22 protein-coding genes and 2 pseudogenes are annotated in these 16,992 nt (G+C 47.7%); 10 read left to right on the plus strand and 14 right to left on the minus strand.

Annotated features, from left to right (window positions below):
* Positions 1 to 540, plus strand: coding sequence for a DUF192 domain-containing protein (locus CHRO_RS28570; RefSeq protein ID WP_015163102.1), 540 nt, complete (start codon positions 1 to 3; stop codon positions 538 to 540).
* On the opposite strand, the gene CHRO_RS28575 is transcribed toward CHRO_RS28570, so the two are convergent.
* The 7 genes from CHRO_RS28575 to CHRO_RS28605 form a co-directional block, all read right to left on the minus strand.
* Positions 530 to 793: a hypothetical protein gene (locus tag CHRO_RS28575; protein WP_015163103.1), complete on the minus strand. Its 264-nt coding sequence runs from the start codon at positions 791 to 793 to the stop codon at positions 530 to 532. The genes CHRO_RS28570 and CHRO_RS28575 overlap by 11 nt on opposite strands.
* 142 nt (positions 794 to 935) lie before the next feature.
* Complete coding sequence (locus CHRO_RS28580) at positions 936 to 1,454, minus strand: DUF1579 domain-containing protein (RefSeq protein WP_015163104.1); 519 nt, start codon at positions 1,452 to 1,454, stop codon at positions 936 to 938.
* A gap of 155 nt (positions 1,455 to 1,609) precedes the next feature.
* A complete protein-coding gene (locus tag CHRO_RS28585) occupies positions 1,610 to 2,011 on the minus strand; it encodes a GFA family protein (RefSeq protein ID WP_015163105.1) in 402 nt (133 codons plus the stop codon).
* A gap of 21 nt (positions 2,012 to 2,032) precedes the next feature.
* Positions 2,033 to 2,440, minus strand: a complete 408-nt coding sequence (locus CHRO_RS28590) for a VOC family protein (protein WP_015163106.1) — start codon at positions 2,438 to 2,440, stop codon at positions 2,033 to 2,035.
* An 83-nt stretch (positions 2,441 to 2,523) separates the two neighbouring features.
* Complete coding sequence (locus tag CHRO_RS28595) at positions 2,524 to 2,934, minus strand: VOC family protein (RefSeq protein ID WP_015163107.1); 411 nt, start codon at positions 2,932 to 2,934, stop codon at positions 2,524 to 2,526.
* A 99-nt stretch (positions 2,935 to 3,033) separates the two neighbouring features.
* Positions 3,034 to 3,888 (minus strand): YciI family protein, encoded by an 855-nt coding sequence (locus tag CHRO_RS28600; RefSeq protein ID WP_015163108.1) that lies wholly within the window; start codon positions 3,886 to 3,888, stop codon positions 3,034 to 3,036.
* 98 nt (positions 3,889 to 3,986) lie between these two features.
* A complete protein-coding gene (locus CHRO_RS28605) occupies positions 3,987 to 4,343 on the minus strand; it encodes a YciI family protein (protein ID WP_015163109.1) in 357 nt (118 codons plus the stop codon).
* 87 nt (positions 4,344 to 4,430) lie between these two features.
* On the opposite strand from CHRO_RS28605, the gene CHRO_RS28610 reads away from it, so the two are divergent.
* From CHRO_RS28610 to CHRO_RS28620, 3 genes are all read left to right on the plus strand, one after another.
* Positions 4,431 to 5,690, plus strand: coding sequence for an RNA polymerase sigma factor (locus CHRO_RS28610; RefSeq protein ID WP_015163110.1), 1,260 nt, complete (start codon positions 4,431 to 4,433; stop codon positions 5,688 to 5,690).
* Between the two features lie 73 nt (positions 5,691 to 5,763).
* A complete protein-coding gene (locus CHRO_RS28615) occupies positions 5,764 to 6,249 on the plus strand; it encodes a VOC family protein (protein WP_015163111.1) in 486 nt (161 codons plus the stop codon).
* Positions 6,250 to 6,327: 78 nt separating this feature from the next.
* On the plus strand, positions 6,328 to 7,287 hold the full coding sequence (locus CHRO_RS28620) for a hypothetical protein (RefSeq protein ID WP_015163112.1): 960 nt from the start codon (positions 6,328 to 6,330) through the stop codon (positions 7,285 to 7,287).
* A gap of 123 nt (positions 7,288 to 7,410) precedes the next feature.
* On the opposite strand, the gene CHRO_RS28625 is transcribed toward CHRO_RS28620, so the two are convergent.
* Positions 7,411 to 7,845, minus strand: coding sequence for a GFA family protein (locus CHRO_RS28625; RefSeq protein ID WP_015163113.1), 435 nt, complete (start codon positions 7,843 to 7,845; stop codon positions 7,411 to 7,413).
* Between the two features lie 303 nt (positions 7,846 to 8,148).
* Between CHRO_RS28625 and CHRO_RS28630 the strand changes: the two genes are divergently transcribed.
* A complete protein-coding gene (locus CHRO_RS28630) occupies positions 8,149 to 8,946 on the plus strand; it encodes a RecB family exonuclease (RefSeq protein WP_015163114.1) in 798 nt (265 codons plus the stop codon).
* A gap of 113 nt (positions 8,947 to 9,059) precedes the next feature.
* Here CHRO_RS28630 and CHRO_RS33060 read toward each other — a convergent pair whose 3' ends face one another.
* Complete coding sequence (locus tag CHRO_RS33060) at positions 9,060 to 9,200, minus strand: hypothetical protein (RefSeq protein ID WP_015163115.1); 141 nt, start codon at positions 9,198 to 9,200, stop codon at positions 9,060 to 9,062.
* Positions 9,201 to 9,865: 665 nt separating this feature from the next.
* On the opposite strand from CHRO_RS33060, the gene CHRO_RS28635 reads away from it, so the two are divergent.
* On the plus strand, positions 9,866 to 10,210 hold the full coding sequence (locus CHRO_RS28635) for a hypothetical protein (protein ID WP_015163116.1): 345 nt from the start codon (positions 9,866 to 9,868) through the stop codon (positions 10,208 to 10,210).
* Between the two features lie 177 nt (positions 10,211 to 10,387).
* Here the strand turns inward: CHRO_RS28635 and CHRO_RS28640 are convergent, their stop codons facing one another.
* The 5 genes and pseudogenes from CHRO_RS28640 to recD2 all read right to left on the minus strand — a co-directional run.
* Positions 10,388 to 10,609 carry a PIN domain-containing protein gene (locus CHRO_RS28640; protein WP_015163117.1) on the minus strand — a complete coding sequence of 74 codons (222 nt, stop codon included), beginning with the start codon at positions 10,607 to 10,609 and terminating at the stop codon, positions 10,388 to 10,390.
* A 1-nt stretch (position 10,610) separates the two neighbouring features.
* Positions 10,611 to 10,856, minus strand: coding sequence for a hypothetical protein (locus CHRO_RS28645; protein ID WP_015163118.1), 246 nt, complete (start codon positions 10,854 to 10,856; stop codon positions 10,611 to 10,613).
* Between the two features lie 9 nt (positions 10,857 to 10,865).
* Positions 10,866 to 11,360: pseudogene (locus tag CHRO_RS28650) on the minus strand (ATP-dependent DNA helicase); the annotation flags it as partial.
* Positions 11,361 to 11,377: 17 nt separating this feature from the next.
* Positions 11,378 to 12,325 carry an IS630 family transposase gene (locus tag CHRO_RS28655; protein WP_015163119.1) on the minus strand — a complete coding sequence of 316 codons (948 nt, stop codon included), beginning with the start codon at positions 12,323 to 12,325 and terminating at the stop codon, positions 11,378 to 11,380.
* A gap of 129 nt (positions 12,326 to 12,454) precedes the next feature.
* Positions 12,455 to 14,238, minus strand: a pseudogene (gene recD2 / locus CHRO_RS28660) (SF1B family DNA helicase RecD2); the annotation flags it as partial.
* Positions 14,239 to 14,377: 139 nt separating this feature from the next.
* Here recD2 and CHRO_RS28665 point away from each other — a divergent pair.
* The 4 genes from CHRO_RS28665 (at position 14,378) to CHRO_RS28680 (ending at position 16,922) form a co-directional block, all read left to right on the plus strand.
* Complete coding sequence (locus CHRO_RS28665) at positions 14,378 to 14,800, plus strand: putative toxin-antitoxin system toxin component, PIN family (RefSeq protein WP_041463617.1); 423 nt, start codon at positions 14,378 to 14,380, stop codon at positions 14,798 to 14,800.
* A 14-nt stretch (positions 14,801 to 14,814) separates the two neighbouring features.
* Positions 14,815 to 15,036 carry a ribbon-helix-helix protein, CopG family gene (locus tag CHRO_RS28670; RefSeq protein ID WP_015163121.1) on the plus strand — a complete coding sequence of 74 codons (222 nt, stop codon included), beginning with the start codon at positions 14,815 to 14,817 and terminating at the stop codon, positions 15,034 to 15,036.
* Between the two features lie 138 nt (positions 15,037 to 15,174).
* Positions 15,175 to 15,657 (plus strand): LexA family protein, encoded by a 483-nt coding sequence (locus tag CHRO_RS28675; protein WP_015163122.1) that lies wholly within the window; start codon positions 15,175 to 15,177, stop codon positions 15,655 to 15,657.
* Positions 15,654 to 16,922, plus strand: coding sequence for a Y-family DNA polymerase (locus CHRO_RS28680; RefSeq protein WP_015163123.1), 1,269 nt, complete (start codon positions 15,654 to 15,656; stop codon positions 16,920 to 16,922). Before CHRO_RS28675 ends, CHRO_RS28680 begins: the two co-directional genes overlap by 4 nt.
* The last annotated feature ends 70 nt before the right edge of the window (positions 16,923 to 16,992 follow it).

A 16,992-nucleotide genomic window follows, 5' to 3' on the forward strand; every position in this document is an offset into this window, starting at 1 on the left:
ATGAAAGAAAACTCTGCTGCTAGCCAAAGCTCAAGTCAGGGAAGCAAGTACAGCACCGATGAAATTTACCTAAAAATTCTCAACTGCATCGGACCTGTCGCAGGTATTTTAGTGGCTGTCGTTCCCGTTACCCTTGCCTTGATTCCTCCCCCAGCACAACATCTACCCATCGAAGCTCACCTGACGATGCCAGCGCGAAAGATCGAACTTGAAGTGGCACGAACGCCAGAACAAATGGCTGCTGGTCTGAGATCTCGCTCCTCTCTACCGCTAGATCGCGGTATGCTTTTTGTGGTTGGTCAACCCAAATCAGTCAAATTGTGGATGAAAGATGTATTAGTACCACTTGACATCATCTTCATTCGCAACGGTGCGATCGCGTCCTTAGTCGAAAATGCTCCTCCCTGTCCGCGATGGAAAAGTTGCCCGATTTACGATTCAGTCAAACCAGTCAGCTACGTCCTAGAGCTACCAGCAGGCAGTGCTGATAGACTTGGTATACAACCAGGTAGAAAACTGGATGTTAAGTTTACCAACTAGAGTGATTTTGCCGTGAAGCTAGTAGGTGCGCGATCGCAGCATCATACACCCCACTCAGGTAAATACCAAATGTTTTCGCCAAGGTACGAGCTATGTCAGCTGCGACAATATAAGTGCTATTGCCTAGCAGTATAGCGTTTGGATCGCGCTCATCTGGCGGCATTAGCGACTGCCAACGTATTGATCGATCGTACTTTGGGTCGTAGGCAGCACGTTGCTCAAACGGAGTCGGGTTTGCAACTTCCTGTGGCATCGTCAAATCTGCACTTGGATACCAATTGCTTTCAAGATACCGATCGCCACTCGATCGAGATCGACATCAGCAACGGAGCGGGGAGTGAGTACAATGCTTCTGGTCGTCACGTCGCTAGTCTCGGTTCAAGATAGGCTTTCTGCTATTGCTTCCGCCAATAGTTTGCGGTCATGAAGTGATGCCATTGCCCGTCATCACCCAACACATGCGAGGTCATGGCTCGGCGATCGTTGCTCTCGAACTCGATCGCGTCTCTGTATTTTGCCATCTTTTCGTTGCCAGTCATCGCCGGTCCCTCAGAATTGAGCGTTAGCACCGTTTCAGCCTCGTCCAGTTCGCCACCTTCGTACACCCAGAGGTATGTCATCATTGACCCGATCCAGGTACCTACATATCGCTGTTTCTGCGGGTCGTAGCCGAGCGTCATCATCGTTGTTGCTTCACCGCAGCCAGGTATCTCGCCCTGTGCTTCGGCTAGAATCCAGAGTCTGCCAAGCGATCGCACGCTCTCAGTTCCCGTCGATTTTTCGGTAGGTCGATCCGCTCCCATCTTGACCTCAATCTCATACGTCCATTCACCAACGAGTTTTTGCAGCCACTGATGTTCCTTTTGCGGTTCTGCATTCATTGTTGAGTCCTGTTGTGTCTTGGTTGTCTCCATTGTTTTAGCTCCTTTTGATGAATTCTTCAGGAATGCGATCTCGTGAAACGATGGAAATTCAAAGCCTGTAATAGTACATAAATACTATTATCTTCGCTCTGCTGCTCGACAAGCTTTTTTCTTAAGAAAGAGATACGAAGTACGTTGAAACTGGCTTAAAGGTGTCGCGTCTCGACTGGCGAGGATTGAAAGTTATCGTTACGCCCATCGATATAAGTAATCGGCGCACTGACGAGTTCGTCAATCTCTACGTCATCGAGACAGGTGACATGGACGGCATAGAACTTGCCACCTTCTGGCGTATCCCCCCAGCCAAACGATCGCACTCCACAGTGTTTGCAGAACAAATGGTGAATCGTCTGCGTGTTGAACTGATACTCAGTTGATTCAGCTCTGCCTGCAAGTAGCCGAAAAGCATCTGGGCTGACAGTGGTGAGCCAGGTTCTCGTCTTAGTGCAGATCGAGCAATTGCATTTGAAGGTACCTTGACTTAAATCGATGTCTGCTTCATAGCGGACTGCACCGCAGTGACAGCTACCAATGTACGTCTTCTTCATTTGTGCATCCCTAACACGGGTTTATCCTCGATCTCTCGCGTTTGGCTCCATGTAGGCAATTTCCCAAATGTGACCATCTAAATCCTGAAATCCATGTGCGTACATGAAGCCGTGGTCTTGGGGTTCGTTGTAGGTTGTACCACCAGCCGCTATCGCCTGACGAACCATTTCATCGACTGTTTCTCGGCTCTGGGCAGACAAGCACACCAGCACTTCGGTGCTTTTTGTGGCATCACAAATCTCTTTGGGCGTGAACGTCTTGAACTTTTCATGGGTCAAGAGCATCACGAAGATGTCCTGAGAGATAATCATGCAAGTGGCAGTTTCATCAGTGAATTGAGAATTGAATTGGAAGCCGAGTTGAGTGAAGAATTCGATTGATTGGTTGAGATTTTTGACAGGTAGGTTAACAAAAATTTGAGGACTCATAGTTTCTCCTTGTGAGATTTGTTGCAGATGAACGATCGGTGAAAAAGCATTGAATTTTAGAGTTTAGGGGAGATGACGAAAGTTCAAGCCACCTGCTCGCAGTTAACCATCCACGGCGTGCCGAACCGATCGACCAACATACCAAAACGGACAGACCAAAAGGTTTGTTCGAGCGGCATCTTCACCTTGCCATTTTCTGCTAGAGCGTGAAAAATTCGCTCTGCCTCGGCTGGTTCGGCAACGCTAATTTGCACGTAGAAGCCTTGGGGTGTTTCAAAATACCCAGACGGACTATCAGACCCCATGAGGAGGCGATCGCCCAAGTCGAGGCAAGCGTGCATAATTTTGTCGTGCCATTCAGGGGAGATATGCTCTGCCGAAGGTGCTTCCCTGTGAGTCATCATCATGGTAATCTTGCCGTCGAAACATTGCTCGTAGAACTTGAAAGCTGCTTCGCAATTGCCGTTGAACATGAGGTAGGAATTGATTTTCATAGCGTACTCTTTTTATTAGTCCAGAGCGAATCCATTCGATGAACTGTCGTTACTTTTCTGGGCGAGTTTAGATCGATCGCTTTGCAGCATTCGATATTTCTATGGGTTGAGGGTGAAGACTGCTTGAGAAGTCTCTGGATGAAATGGCACTGAGATGTGTTCGTGTAAAATCTGCCAGTTGCCCCGCTCTTTCTGGCAAACAGCGGTGGCACGCATCCACGTTTGCATGGCGGGATGGTCTTGTTCTCCTGTAAAGCGAAATAGCCAGTGGGCAACCCCCAGATCGTTGTTGACAGCAATGGTGAGATCTAGCGTTTCCATCTCGAAAACGTCTGGAAAGTAGGGCAAACAGTCTGACCACAATTGACGCACCGCGTCTTTGCCTTTGGTTTGGAATGGCGGTTTGACATCAAAGAGAATGACATCTGTGGCATAGCGAGACATAATCCGATCCACGTCTTTAGCGCAAATGGCACGCTGTTGCTCGGCGATTAGTTGGCGAATTTGAGCTTTATTGGTTGTCTGGATGTTTTCTGCTGTTGTGGGATGAGAATCTGGTATTTCTGGAAACTGGTCTACGACTTGCTGAATATCCGCAGGGAAATCATCAAATTCCTGCACTTGACGGATTTCGAGCGTCTCGTTGTCTGAGGCGGGACAGCGAGAAGCCCATTCAATCGCTTCCTCTTTCGAGTTGGCTCGAATCATCCAGTAGCCACCAAGTACCTCTTTCACACCTGGGAAAACCCCTTGGGTCACTTTTGGCTTTCCCCCATTGAATGTAATTCGCGCACCCATTGAGGGTGGGTGAAGTCCATCAAGTGCAATCAATACGCCAGCTTGTTGCAGTGATTCGTTGTACTTCATCATGGCTTCAACCGCTTTGGCGTCGGGCATAGCTCCTGGAGCCGCACTCTCGTAGCCTTTGGGAATCATGAGCAACATAAATCGCATTGCAGTATCTCCTTGGGTTTTAAGTTTGTGGGGTCAAGGTTTTGGACAATTGGAACGGGACTATTGGCAAAACTGGGGCGAGCTGAAACTAGCAGAGACTAACTCTGTGGTAAACTCGCAACTTCAACTACGGGTCGAATTTCGACAGTGCCGACTCGCGCACCTGGGATTTGGGTGGCGATCGCGATCGCTTCGTCGAGATCTTGGGCATCAATCAGGAAAAACCCTCCCAATTGTTCGCGGGTTTCGGCAAAGGGTCCATCGGTTACCAGCGACTTGCCGTCGCGCACTCGGACGCTGGTAGCGGTTGCGACAGGGTGGAGTGGGGCAGTTGCGAGATACTGTCCGCGTGAGTTGAGCTGCTGCGCCAGCTGCGCCGATTCTACATAACAATGCTCCCGCTCGGTTTCACTGAGGGCATCTTCTTCCATGTAAATCAGCAGCAGGTATTTCATCAGGTTGCCTCCATTTTTCCCTTTATTATTTAGTCGAACGGCGGTCGCTCAAATCGACACCTTGCCAAAAATTTTTTATCATCAGATATGACTCCAAACGCAAAATCAGCAGATGTCACCCAGGCGATCGCCTCTGTTTATCGGGCGGAATGGGGGCGGATCGTCGCCACGCTAATCCGACTGGTTGGTGATTTCGACATAGCCGAAGAAGCAGCGCAAGAGGCTTTTACGGCTGCCGCGAGTCAGTGGCACTCTAGCGGCATTCCCGCTCTCCCCCGTGCCTGGATAATCAAAACAGCTCGGTACAAAGCGATCGATCGCCTCCGCCGCCGGACGCGACTGACCGAGAAACTGGAACGGTACGCCGCCTCTGGGTTAATTCCAAGTAGTGAGGAGCTAACTTACGACACGGATGAAATTACAGACGATCGCTTACGTTTAATCTTCACCTGCTGCCATCCGGCATTGGCAATAGAAGCTCAAGTCGCTCTGACGCTGCGGATGTTGGGCGGACTGGAGACGGATGAAATTGCGCGGGCGTTTCTCGTCCCCACGGCGACGATGGCACAACGGCTAGTACGTGCCAAGCGCAAGATTCGGGATGCAGGAATTCCCTACAAAGTGCCAGAAATCGGCGATCTATCTCCACGGGTAGATGCGGTGCTGACGACGATTTATCTGATTTTTAACGAAGGTTATGCGGCGACCAAAGGCGAGGCAATGGTGAGGGCTGACCTCTGCACGGAAGCAATTCGGCTGGGGCAACTGGTGCGGACGTTGATGTTACCGCAACCGCCTTCAGAAGTTACGGCACTGGTGGCGCTGATGTTGCTGCACGACTCGCGGCGCGAGGCTCGGTTGGACGAAGCAGGCGATCTAGTGCTGCTGGAAGATCAGAATCGTCAACGCTGGAATCAGCCACAAATTGTCCAGGCGTTGCCACTGGTGGAAGAGGCATTGCGCGGTGGCACGGGTGTTTTTGCATTGCAAGCGGCGATCGCGGCACTCCACTGTCAAGCGGCGCGAGCCGAAGAAACAGACTGGGCGCAAATCGTGCAACTCTACAATCTGTTGGAACGCTTGCAGCCTTCACCGATCGTGTCGCTGAATCGAGCGGTGGCGATCGCTATGGTAGAAGGAGCTTCAGCGGCGCTCGAACTGGTCGATGCGCTTGCTACCCAACTCGACGACTATCACCTGTTCCACGCTACCCGTGCCGATCTGCTGCGACGTGTCGGAGCCTTAGAGTCAGCTGCTTTGAGCTACACGCGGGCACTAACACTGGTCACTAATGACAGCGAACGCCGATTTTTAGAGTATCGGCTGCACGAAGTTCAGCCCTCATAGTTAGCAATGCTCGCCGCGCATACATATTGGTTATGTAGATTATATGCAGTGCCTGAGTAGACGACACGACAAGATGCTAAAAAGAATCGACCACATTTACCTCTCGGTATCCGATTTTTCTCGCTCGGAGGCATTTTACGACTCGATTATGCAGGAACTTGGGCAACACAAGGGAGATAAATTCATTGCTGGAGAACCACATGCCCATTACTTCGGTCCACAATTTCAATTAACAATTCGACCAGCAAAGTTAGCCCAAAAACACGATCCCTATGCTCCTGGTTTGCATCATCTCTGCTTTCAGGTAGAAACAGTGACTGACGTAGACTTGTGCTTTGAGAAGCTGCGCTCGATCGGAATCGAGGTCACTCAACCCCAACGATATCCCGAATATCACCCCCAGTACTACGCCATATTCTTTGAAGACCCAGACGGAATTAGATTGGAAATCGTTGCTAAAACATCTGCCCGCCAAGCATTGGAGTCGCAATGGGATGAACTGAGGGAATTTCTGAATCCTCTGCAAGCATCGATCGAGAACGAGCGTCATAACGCTTAACAAACCCAATGCCAATTTGCGTCACACAAATCTAGAATGGACGAATCTACTCAAGAGTAAACAGCGCGGTAGATAGAGATGATGAATGAGAAACTCATCAAACGCATCCTCAGTCAGGCGCAAGTCCCCGATTTGTTGGAAGTCCTCACCCAACGCTTAAGTCAGTCGGACTTACAATCTCTATTGCTGGAAGTCTACCGAGTGCGATCGCAATGCTTAATGCCTCAACATCTACTACAGCAATACGAACGAAATCGCCTGGTGCAGCCTGCTGCCACTAGCCCCAAACAACTGCTAGAATTCGACCGCATAGCTTACTCGGTGTTGCCACCCTCGTTTGAGGTGCTGGAACTGTCTCCCGTATGCCCGCTTGGTACAAACTCGATCGTGGCTCCCCTCGATCAAAACCAAACCGTCACCACGATTCGCAATAGTGAGGTCTGCTCGGATTCCACGAACGTGCTGGCGTTAGAGTGTGCGCGACGGCGACGAGCCAGAGAACACCGAAAAGAAGCAGACACAAAGCTTTGTGCCAGTCATCGATTGTTGCGTCCCCAAGCACCCGATCGCCCAGGCACATTTCCACATTTTCGGATCTTTAGTTTGGTTACAGCGGGACGCGATCGCGGCTCTTACTGTTTTGAAATCGCAGCACTGACCGAACATTTGGAATTCTACCTGCGCCTGTTGCAATTTGCTCGACAATCGGGTTTTGGGTTGAAAGCAATCCGAATTCAACTAACAGTTTTTGATGACATACGGCATGAAGTCTTGAAAGCTGAAGTATTGGATAAACTTTCTCAAAAATATGCCGCAGTTGAGTGGAGTTACACGCCAGTGCAACAGCAAGAACATGGGTATTACACTGGCGTGAGATTTGGGATTTATGCTCAAGATGGCGCTAGGACTGAGTATTTTCTGGTAGATGGTGGCTTCACAGATTGGACGCAGCAATTGTTGAGCGATCGCAAAGAACGCCTGCTGATTAGTGGACTTGGCAGCGAACGATTTGTTGCTTGTTTTGGAAGATCGCCATGAGGCTTTGTGACATTGAGCCTACAGCCATATGTTTTTCGGCATGATGGTTTGTCAAGCCTTACCATCCATAGATTTAATAATTTGTTGTAATTAACTACTCACGAGCGATGGCGTAGATTAAAGTTATGACTGGGACGATGGAGGTGCAAACTGGGCAAATAACTCTGCCCCTGTCATGTTCTTAGTTTCATTGGCAAAAGAGTAATATGCTGGTTTTTCGTCGATAAAAACCTGATGCTCGAACACAAGACCTTCATCATTATCAAAAATCCCTGCTGGTATATAGTATTGTTGATTTTGTTTCAATCTGTAAAATAAATGGCTACCGCACTGTTTACAAAACCCACGTTCCGCCCATTCTGAAGATTGATAAATCCCAATATTTTCTTCACCCTGAAAGCTGACATCGCTGCCACACTCAACTGCTAACAAAGCTCCTCCACCCCATTTACGGCACATACTACAATGACACGCTGCTATATGACGATCGATGCTGGTTGTAGAAAGGCTTACCGCTCCGCATAAACAGCTACCTTTTGCAACACTTGAATTAGACATCTTCTGCTCTCCTGCAATTACGTGTTAACCCAACATAACTATTTATTCTGCTGCGCTCTTTATACCGCGCCTTAAGTCAGATGAGTGACACTAAACATTAATTAATCAAACCTGGTAATCGATCGCCGCTCGACCTTCATCTGCTGATGATGGCGATCGCTCACCACGATCGCTACTGCTAAAATATTTCCAAAACTCGGCACTGCTTAACCCTTTAGCCTTGGGTTTTGCTGTCTGATAATTTCAATGGCAGCAGAAAACAATGTAAGATGACCCAAAAGCTGCTTTTCATACCTCCAGCTCATGGCTTATCAAATCTCCGCCACCAAGCTACAAACCTACCATCGCTGTCCTCAAGCATATCAGTTTAGATACGAGTTGGGGTTGAAGACAAATGCGTTCTTTGGTTCGGCAGTACTGGGGACAGCACTACACCAAACCTTGGCTCAAGCCTACCGTGACTGGTACTACCAAGAACCATTACCTAAGATTGATTGGTTGTTAGATTGCTGGGGGCAGCACAGCGATAGCTTAAGTCCTGCCCAGGCTGAGGATGGCAAGCAGATTTTAGAAACCTATTACCAAAACTTCATCGCCTCTGAAGTTGCAATTCATAAACCCCTAGCGGTAGAGGGAAAAATTCAGGCAAGCTTACAAGTGGCGAATCTTGAGTTTGCGATCGCGGGACGTTACGATCGCCTCGATTACCTGGATGGCGGGTTGGAGTTAATTGATTACAAATCTACCAAAGAAGTCAAGCTACCAAAAGAAGACGAAATCGACTTACAGATCGGACTGTACTACCTCGCCCTTGAGCAGCGGTATCGTCAAAGCTTGCGGAAGTTGAGTTTGATTTACCTACGGACGGGAGAGAAGGTCAGTTTTGACGCTACTCCAGAACATAAGCAGTTGGTAGAGATTGTCGTTGGTAATATTGCTCGGCAATTGCGGACGGATTGTGAATGGCAACCGAAGCCAGGAGAGCAGTGCGAACGCTGCACCTATTCCCGCTATTGCTCCGCCGTGCAGGATTGTCCCGATCCACTGCCAGATGATGTTAGGAGTCATCAGCCTCAACTGCAACTAGTATTAGCTCTTTAGAGACTTATTAACTGTTGGTTAACAAATTTAATTGCGATGGTCGCGAAGCGAACCGCCTTTGGCATTGTAGTTATTCAGAACTAAAAAAACTTTCTTTAATACCGAATTTGCTTTTAGTTAGCTAGCCGTGAAAACTGTCGCTTGGCAGTTTGCTTATTCGTAAAGTGCCAGTAGGTAGCTAGCAGTGCTACAGCAAAAGTAGAGGAGAAGCTGAGGGCAAAGAAAACGTGTAGGGTTGATGTAGAAGCATCCATGAGCGATAAATCCTTTTGTTGGTTTGGAACTTATTTCCTATAGATAAGCCATTGGTGTGAAGGATTTGTGAATGGCAAGCTAAAGCGATAACTACGCTCGCGCTGCGCTAACGCACTCATGTAATGTCTGCAACTTTTAAACCTGTAATTAATCTGGTAAATTATTTATCAGTACAAGCGTTTGCCTCAAGCCTATGTCCTATCGAATCCACGATCGGCGACGCGCTGTTCGGGAACTCCAACATCCCAAATCAAGAGCAAAAGAAATTCGGGATGAATTCCCGATGTAGATTTAGATGAATTTCAGCTAGAGTTATTTGCTCAGTACGTTACTGCACTTGAAGGGATTGGAGTCAACATACAAGACGATCGCTGACGGGATACTCTCAATGCTTATCCCGAGAATATGGAAGCAGCCATCCAAGCCGGGGCGCGAGTATGCAGAAATTTTGAAGCAGAAACACCAGGATTTTCAAGACCGATACCACGTCACAAATTGCTTAGCAAAAGCATTGCGGGAGGGATAGAAACCTCATTAAGGTTAGATTAAAATTGATTATTAGAATTGCGATACTAGCGAGATATTCTTATCTATAGGTAACTGGAAAAGCCGATATATTTACTAATATGAACTGGTATAATTTTCTTATAGATTTGGATTAATTATGAGTGAATCAAGTCAACCAACTTTAACAGACATTGCTTATCAATTAGGACAGATTACTCAACAGATTACTCAAAACAATACTCAAGTTAACAATAGATTTGACAGATTAGAGGAGAGAATTGAGAAAATTGAATCTAGAATAGAATCGTCTGAAGCGAAGCTAGCGGAGGAAGTGAAGCGGTGGGACGAAAGATTTTTTAACTTTACAAAAGATAACCTTGGGATTACTAGAACAATTATCATAACTGCTGGTGTAGTGACGATATTTTCACCATTCGTACAGGCATTAGCCCCAGCTATTAAAGAGTTGACAGTGAGATTTTTTAACTTAAGTGGAGCGTGAACAGTTATTGCAGCAAGCCGTGCGGCTGTTTGCTTCGCTTGTTGTGCGTCAAAATGCGGTATAGACGCGCTTCGCAATATGCTATATGCTAGAAGAGATAAAAATCAGTTATTCGGAGCAACGTCTAAGGTTTCGTATGAGGCGTAGACCTCATGAGGCACTACGCCTACTTTGATTTCAGCTAGGCGCGATCGCCTCAGTTAAGAGATTTTGCCCGACTTCCTGGGAAAATACTCCCTTTTGTACCATCCGCTCCACCTGCTTACCCAACTCGTGACAAGTTTCTTCCCAAGCCATCTGTACCATGTAGAGTTCTAGCTCTGGATGAACGATTAACTCGCGTCCCCGCTTGCGGATTAGCTCAGCCACCAGAATATTCGCATCAACAACTAAGCGCATACTATTCGGGTTGAGACAAGTCCAAATCTTGGCTTAGTTTCTCTTCATCCCGATCGCTTTGAGTCAAAGCAGATTCCACTGTTTGAGAAAGTCGCATCAATGCTGCTTGAACTTCTGCTTCATCTGATTCTCTGACTGGAAGATAAAATCCGACGATCTTGCCGTGACGTTTCACCGCGATCGCTTCATCACTTGCTAGATAGTGAGAAGCCTTGTCCCTAAACTCGCGTATGCCTACGCTTTTCATCTTGACTCCTCAGAAGTGGTCAATATGCGATCGCATTGGATCGTGATTCTGTAACCGATGTGCCAGGAGAGTGTATCGCTGGGTATCTTTCACTTGCTTAACTGCCAAACTAATTGCCTTAGATGGACCCACAAGAATTGCTAACTGTTTGGCGCGGGTCAGCCCAGTGTAGATGAGGTGACGCGAGAGCATCATATAGTGCTGCATATATAGAGGTAGAATCACCACTGGATACTCGCTGCCCTGGCTTTTATGAATGGTTGTAGCGAACGCCAATGTAATTTCATTCAAGTCTGCATAGTCGTATGTCACTAGGCGCTCTTGATACTGCACGGTTACTTCCTGTTCTTCTAAATCGATAGCAGTAATGGTTCCCAGATCGCCATTAAACACTTCGCGGTCGTAATCGTTGACTTGCTGAATGACGCGATCGCCTACTCGTAACATAATCCCACCCGACTTAATTTCAGCCTTGGTAGCGGATGGCGGGTTACTAACCAGAGCATTAAATAGTGAACGACTTAGGCAGATGCATAAGCGACGTGTTTCTCGCGAAAGAAGTTTTGCACAACATAAGGTTGACGCTGCGTGCTTCGTAAATAGCTGCGGAGATTTTCAATCATCTCGGTTTTGTTTTTGGCGCGTTGCCGCCCTACAGCATTGGCTTTCACATCGTGGTTGAGTAACTCGTTGGGGTTGAGTTCGGGGCTATAGGAGGGCAGGAAAAACAGGCGGATACGGTTGGCATGACGCTCAACCCAGCTTTTGACTGCGCGAGAGCGATGCACGGGATGACCATCTACAATCAGAAACATCTTTTGGTCGCATTGACGAATCAAACGCCGCAGGAAGTCAAGCATAACTGTAGCATCAAAACGTTGTGTGAATAGCTTGAAGTACAACTTGCCACGATTGGTAATTGTTGAAATCATATTGCAGCTAAAGCGCTGACCTGTCCCTAATACAACTGGTGTTTGTCCAGTTCGTCCGTAGGAACGTCCTGCTTGATAATCCGAACGGACTCCCATTTCGTCTTCCCAGTGAATTTGTGCTTTTTCTTGATGAGCTTGACGACAAATCTGGGGATACTCGGTTTCTAACCAGTACTGCACTGCCTTGCGCTCCTGTTCATATGCCCGACGCAGTGGTTTTTGTGGTGTAAAACCCCATTTCTTGAGATATCGCCCGATTGTCCACACTGAAACCGAAAGCTCAAACCGTTGAGCCAAAAACTGTTGCACTGCTTCACGTGTCCACAAGTAGAAAGGTAAGCCTAGCCGATCTGGAGACTTTTGCTCCATCAACCGTACTGCCGTTGCCGCTTCGTGTGGCAGTAGCCGTGAGCTAGAGCGAGGTCCCCGCTTTCTAGCTTTCAATGACGATATCCCATTGTTTGCTGCTGCTTTTGTCCAATGATGCACTGCCGTTCGCGAGACTTTAAACACACGCGCCGCCTCTGACTTACTCATGCCATTTTCAACTGCATTTACGACTCGATACCGCAGTGCTTCAAAGGGCAGTTGCTGACAGATGGCGAGCGTCTTTGAGTCTCATGGTAGATCGGCAATTTGACTACACTCTTATGTTAACTAATCCCCGCTCTGATTAGTAATCAAGGACTGCAAAACACCGTTGAGGTGGCGCGTCCCACTTCTCCCCTGGTCATGGGACACAACACTTGCACGTCCCACGCTGGTTCAAAACCTAGTTGTGGGATTACATCAACCACTAATTCTTGAATTCCCTGCACTCCATACTGTGGTTGAGGCGCACCTAGCCACAGACAATCGGAGTTGGGAGTTAGAGAAACAGATTCTAGCAATGGGTATTGCCCAGAGTTAATCCGGTGAGCGTTGTTGACAATATAGCTTTGCGCTGCTTGGCGGAATACTTGTGTCAGCCGCACGACTGGGATTTGTGATGATGCAATCAAATCCCGCAACACGTTTCCTGGTCCGACTGATGGTAGTTGGTCGATGTCACCTACTAATAGCAGTTGGGCATCGGGCGCGATCGCTTTGAGCAGGGAGTGAGCTAGAAATAAATCTAGCATTGAGGCTTCATCCACGACAATCGCTTGTGCTGCAATGGGATTATCCGCATCTCGTTTGAACTTCATGGTTCGGGGATCGAACTCTAGCAAGCGGTGTATGGTTTTAGCTTCCATCCCCGCTACTTCCGATAGACGCTGAGCAGCTCTACCAGTGGGTGAAGCTAGAACAATAGATTTGCCCATTGCTTTCCACAATGCCACAATAGTACGAGTTGCAAAAGTTTTCCCCGTACCTGGACCACCTGTAAGGATCGTCACGCGCCCACTCGCCGCCACCTCTACCGCTTGTTGCTGTTGCGGTGATAACTCAATCCCCTTAGCTTGGGTGAATCGCTCAATCCAGCTGCGGACGCGGAGTAGATCGACTGTGACAGAACGACTTAGCAAATGGTGAAGTTGGGATGCTAAATTCCGTTCGCTGTAATAGAAGGATGGCTGGTAGTAGACGAATTCATACTCTCGATGCCCTTGCATTATCAGTTGTTCTTCCATCCCCATTTGTACCAACAGTTGGGCGATCGCCCCAGAGTTTGGTTGGTGGTCTTTGATGCTCAACCGCTTCACTACCTGCTCCACTAGTTCGGCTTGGGGCAAGAAACAATGCCCGTCTTCAGCAGCTTCTCCCAACACATGGACGATGCCAGCGCGATACCTATATTCGGAATCAGGAGCAATGCCCAGGTTACGGGCGATCGCATCGGCAGTGATAAACCCAATACCATATATATCAGTTGCCAGTTGGTAGGGGTTGTTGGTGACAGTCGCGATCGCCGCATCACCGTATTGCTTGAAAATCTTCACAGCAAAAGTGGTTGAAACACCGTGACTTTGGAGAAAAAGCATCACCTCTTTGATAGCTTTCTGAGTTTCCCAAGCAGTCTGAATCATTTTGATACGCTTCTTGGCGATCCCAGGCACTTCAATCAACCGCTCGATGTGATGCTCGATAACGTCAAGTGTTTCTAGACCGAAGCAAGCGACAATACGCCGCACCGTCACGAATCCCACTCCCTTGATTAACCCGCTACCTAGATATTTTTCTATCCCTGTTATGGTTGCAGGCTTCGTCTCCTTATAGTAAGACACTTGAAACTGTGCGCCATACTGCGGATGATCCCGCCACAGACCAGTCAGCTGCAATGTTTGCCCAGCCTGGATATTGGCAAAGCTACCGACGATCGTAATTAGGTCGCGAGAATGCGCTGTCTTTAACCGCGCCACAGTGTATCCCGATTCTTCTGAGTGAAATGTCAACCGTTCCACAACGCCTGTAAGGTATTCATGCTGCGGGGCAGCTTGGACTGGGGGTGTTTGGGGTAGAGTAGACATCGATGGCGGAAAATCTCTGGATGCTTTAGACAGCCAATCTAACAGACCTCGAACTCTTCTATATAGTACAAAAATACCATATAATCGTTCGGGAATGAGATTCAAAGCTATATGATAGCGTATGTGCTATCATGTCGGGATGACAGTCAAAATTGTAGTTGACACGAGTGTATTTATTAGTGCGCTGATTAGCTCGAATGGGGCAAGCAGAGAACTACTCAGACAATGTTTACTTGGCTGGTATCAGCCATTAATGGGCAATGCTTTGTTCTGCGAGTACGAACAAGTCATTAATAGAGAGGAAATCTTGCATTCATGTCCTTTATCAGCAGAAGAAATACAAGTCCTTACATCTGCATTTATGAGTGTTTGCGAGTGGACGCGCATTTATTATTTATGGCGACCTAATTTAAGAGATGAAGCGGATAATCATTTAATTGAGTTAGCCATTGCTGGAAATGCTCGGATTATTGCTACGCATAATGTTAAAGACTTGAGGCAAACAGAACTTATTTTTCCAGAAGTCTTAATTAAAAAGCCAGGGGAAATTATTAATCTTTAATTAGGAGAAACATCATGGCTACTTTAACAATTCGCTTACCTGATGATAAGCATGAAAGATTAAAAGAATTGGCAAGAAGAAGAAATATCAGCGTTAACAAGCTAATGGAGGAGCTATCAACTATTGCTTTGGCTGAATTTGATGCTGAAACTCGATTTCGCGCTATGGCAGCTAAAGGGAATGTAGAGGCTGGTCTTGTTTTGCTCGACCGACTCGATTCTGAGTTAGCAGAGTAAATTTCGCTCGTTCGGGAAACTGACGACGCTACTATCGCTGCTCTCAGGTTTTAAATCTCTGTAGTGCTGCTAACACTCTCTTAGTACTAATGTACGGTATACTCTTGTACATCTCAGCAGAACTTTTTTGAGATTGATGTGAAACGAATCAGTAATACTACAGTAGTAGAGCAGGTACGGAGATTTACTGCATCACAGATTGAGGCGATTTATCTCCCCGACTACACTACGTCCTACTCCCTAACGTTATTTTTAATGCCTGTATCGGCTGGGTTTCCCTCTCCAGCCGAAGACTTTATCGAAGGAAAATTAGACTTAAACCAGCATCTAATTCACCATCCGGCTGCAACTTTCTTCGTGCGGGTTAGCGGTGATTCGATGATTGGGGCAGGGATTCACTGTGGTGACTTACTGATAGTAGACCGAGCCTTAGAACCAGTCGATGGTAGCGTCATCATCGCGGTAGTGGATGGGGAATTGACAGTAAAAAGACTGCATCGAACGGGCGATCGCCTACGGTTGGTTGCCGCCAACGACTGCTACAAACCCCTAGAAATTACCGAGCATATGGAGTTTCAGATCTGGGGCGTGGTGACTAACGCGATCCATTCGCTGCGATGAAGATATATGCTTTAGTGGACTGCAACAACTTCTATGCCTCCTGCGAACGGGTGTTTAATCCGAAGTTAGAAGGTAAGCCAATCGTCGTCCTCTCCAACAACGATGGTTGCGCGATCGCCCGTTCCCAAGAAGCAAAGGCACTGGGAATAGAAATGGGTGCGCCCTTGTTTCAAATCCAGTCAATCGTCCAGTGTCACCAGGTGCGGGTCTTATCTTCTAACTTTGCCCTCTACGGCGACCTATCGGCGAGAGTGATGGCAACGCTAGCCCAGTTTACGCCAGAAATTGAAATTTACTCGATTTACTCGATTGACGAAGCCTTTCTCGATTTGTCAGGGTTGACTCAGCTTGTCGATTATGCCAGACAGATTCGCACTACCGTAAAACAGTGGACGGGTATCCCCGTCTCAATTGGTATTGCTCCTACCAAGACTCTAGCTAAAGTTGCCAACCGGATTGCCAAAAGACGTGTAGATGCAAACGGAGTCTTCGACCTCACAGACAAAACTCTACAGGAAGAAGTGTTGGCCCAGACGGCTGTAGAAGATATTTGGGGAATTGGACGCAAGAGCGGGCGACGGCTGAGAACTCATTGCATCAGTAATGCCCTACAACTGCGTCATGCTAACGAGCAATGGATTCAAACACAACTGGGAGTGATGGGCTTGAGAACCGTGTTGGAGTTGCGCGGAATTTCCTGTTTGTCCCTCCAGTCATGCCCCGCTGCCAAACACGCTCGAACCGTCTCCCGTTCTTTCAGTCGTCCAGTCGAGTCGCTAGCCGAACTGAAAGCGGCAGTTGCTACATACACTTCCAGAGCCGCAGAGAAACTAAGATGCGATCGACTCTCAGCTAAAGCATTAACTGTATTTTTGATGACCGATCGATTTCACCAGGATGAACCGCAACACTTCGATTCCACATACGTAGAGCTGCCTGTTGCGACCAGCGATACAGCAGAATTAATCGGTTATACCAGTCAAGCGATCGCGGCTATATACAGAGAAGGATATCGTTACAAAAAGACTGGGGTGACCCTGACCCACTTAGTTGCAGCCAACCTATTCCAGGCTTGTTTGTTCGAGACAACAGACCGAGAGCGATCGCGCAAGTTAATGCAAGTCATCGATCGAATCAACCAACAACTGGGTGCGGGTACGATTGCCTTTGCCGCTACTGGTCTGCGCCAGAGTTGGGGCAGAAAGGAAATGCGATCGCCCCGTTACACGACTTGTTGGCAGGAACTTCCTGTTGTTAAAGCTTGAGCGAAAAACTTCTTGGAGCAAGTTGGATAGTCGATCTCTAGCCAGTACAGCCTGTCGTCCTATTACTTTC

The sequence above is a fragment of the Chroococcidiopsis thermalis PCC 7203 genome (assembly GCF_000317125.1).
Classification (GTDB): domain Bacteria; phylum Cyanobacteriota; class Cyanobacteriia; order Cyanobacteriales; family Chroococcidiopsidaceae; genus Chroococcidiopsis; species Chroococcidiopsis thermalis.

Excerpts from the sequence above, each read along its gene's own strand:
- CHRO_RS28580 (WP_015163104.1), bottom strand. The coding sequence starts at position 1,454 with ATGGAGACAACCAAGACACAACAGGACTCAACAATGAATGCAGAACCG.
- CHRO_RS28635 (WP_015163116.1), top strand. The coding sequence starts at position 9,866 with ATGAGTGAATCAAGTCAACCAACTTTAACAGACATTGCTTATCAATTA.
- CHRO_RS28655 (WP_015163119.1), bottom strand. The coding sequence starts at position 12,325 with ATGAGTAAGTCAGAGGCGGCGCGTGTGTTTAAAGTCTCGCGAACGGCA.
- CHRO_RS28645 (WP_015163118.1), bottom strand. The coding sequence starts at position 10,856 with ATGAAAAGCGTAGGCATACGCGAGTTTAGGGACAAGGCTTCTCACTAT.
- CHRO_RS28640 (WP_015163117.1), bottom strand. The coding sequence starts at position 10,609 with ATGCGCTTAGTTGTTGATGCGAATATTCTGGTGGCTGAGCTAATCCGC.
- CHRO_RS28595 (WP_015163107.1), bottom strand. The coding sequence starts at position 2,934 with ATGAAAATCAATTCCTACCTCATGTTCAACGGCAATTGCGAAGCAGCT.
- CHRO_RS28585 (WP_015163105.1), bottom strand. The coding sequence starts at position 2,011 with ATGAAGAAGACGTACATTGGTAGCTGTCACTGCGGTGCAGTCCGCTAT.
- CHRO_RS28625 (WP_015163113.1), bottom strand. The coding sequence starts at position 7,845 with ATGTCTAATTCAAGTGTTGCAAAAGGTAGCTGTTTATGCGGAGCGGTA.
- CHRO_RS28680 (WP_015163123.1), top strand. The coding sequence starts at position 15,654 with ATGAAGATATATGCTTTAGTGGACTGCAACAACTTCTATGCCTCCTGC.
- CHRO_RS28610 (WP_015163110.1), top strand. The coding sequence starts at position 4,431 with ATGACTCCAAACGCAAAATCAGCAGATGTCACCCAGGCGATCGCCTCT.
- CHRO_RS28575 (WP_015163103.1), bottom strand. The coding sequence starts at position 793 with ATGCCACAGGAAGTTGCAAACCCGACTCCGTTTGAGCAACGTGCTGCC.
- CHRO_RS28605 (WP_015163109.1), bottom strand. The coding sequence starts at position 4,343 with ATGAAATACCTGCTGCTGATTTACATGGAAGAAGATGCCCTCAGTGAA.
- CHRO_RS28590 (WP_015163106.1), bottom strand. The coding sequence starts at position 2,440 with ATGAGTCCTCAAATTTTTGTTAACCTACCTGTCAAAAATCTCAACCAA.
- CHRO_RS33060 (WP_015163115.1), bottom strand. The coding sequence starts at position 9,200 with ATGGATGCTTCTACATCAACCCTACACGTTTTCTTTGCCCTCAGCTTC.
- CHRO_RS28600 (WP_015163108.1), bottom strand. The coding sequence starts at position 3,888 with ATGCGATTTATGTTGCTCATGATTCCCAAAGGCTACGAGAGTGCGGCT.
- CHRO_RS28620 (WP_015163112.1), top strand. The coding sequence starts at position 6,328 with ATGATGAATGAGAAACTCATCAAACGCATCCTCAGTCAGGCGCAAGTC.
- CHRO_RS28570 (WP_015163102.1), top strand. The coding sequence starts at position 1 with ATGAAAGAAAACTCTGCTGCTAGCCAAAGCTCAAGTCAGGGAAGCAAG.
- CHRO_RS28665 (WP_041463617.1), top strand. The coding sequence starts at position 14,378 with ATGACAGTCAAAATTGTAGTTGACACGAGTGTATTTATTAGTGCGCTG.
- CHRO_RS28630 (WP_015163114.1), top strand. The coding sequence starts at position 8,149 with ATGGCTTATCAAATCTCCGCCACCAAGCTACAAACCTACCATCGCTGT.
- CHRO_RS28615 (WP_015163111.1), top strand. The coding sequence starts at position 5,764 with ATGCTAAAAAGAATCGACCACATTTACCTCTCGGTATCCGATTTTTCT.
- CHRO_RS28670 (WP_015163121.1), top strand. The coding sequence starts at position 14,815 with ATGGCTACTTTAACAATTCGCTTACCTGATGATAAGCATGAAAGATTA.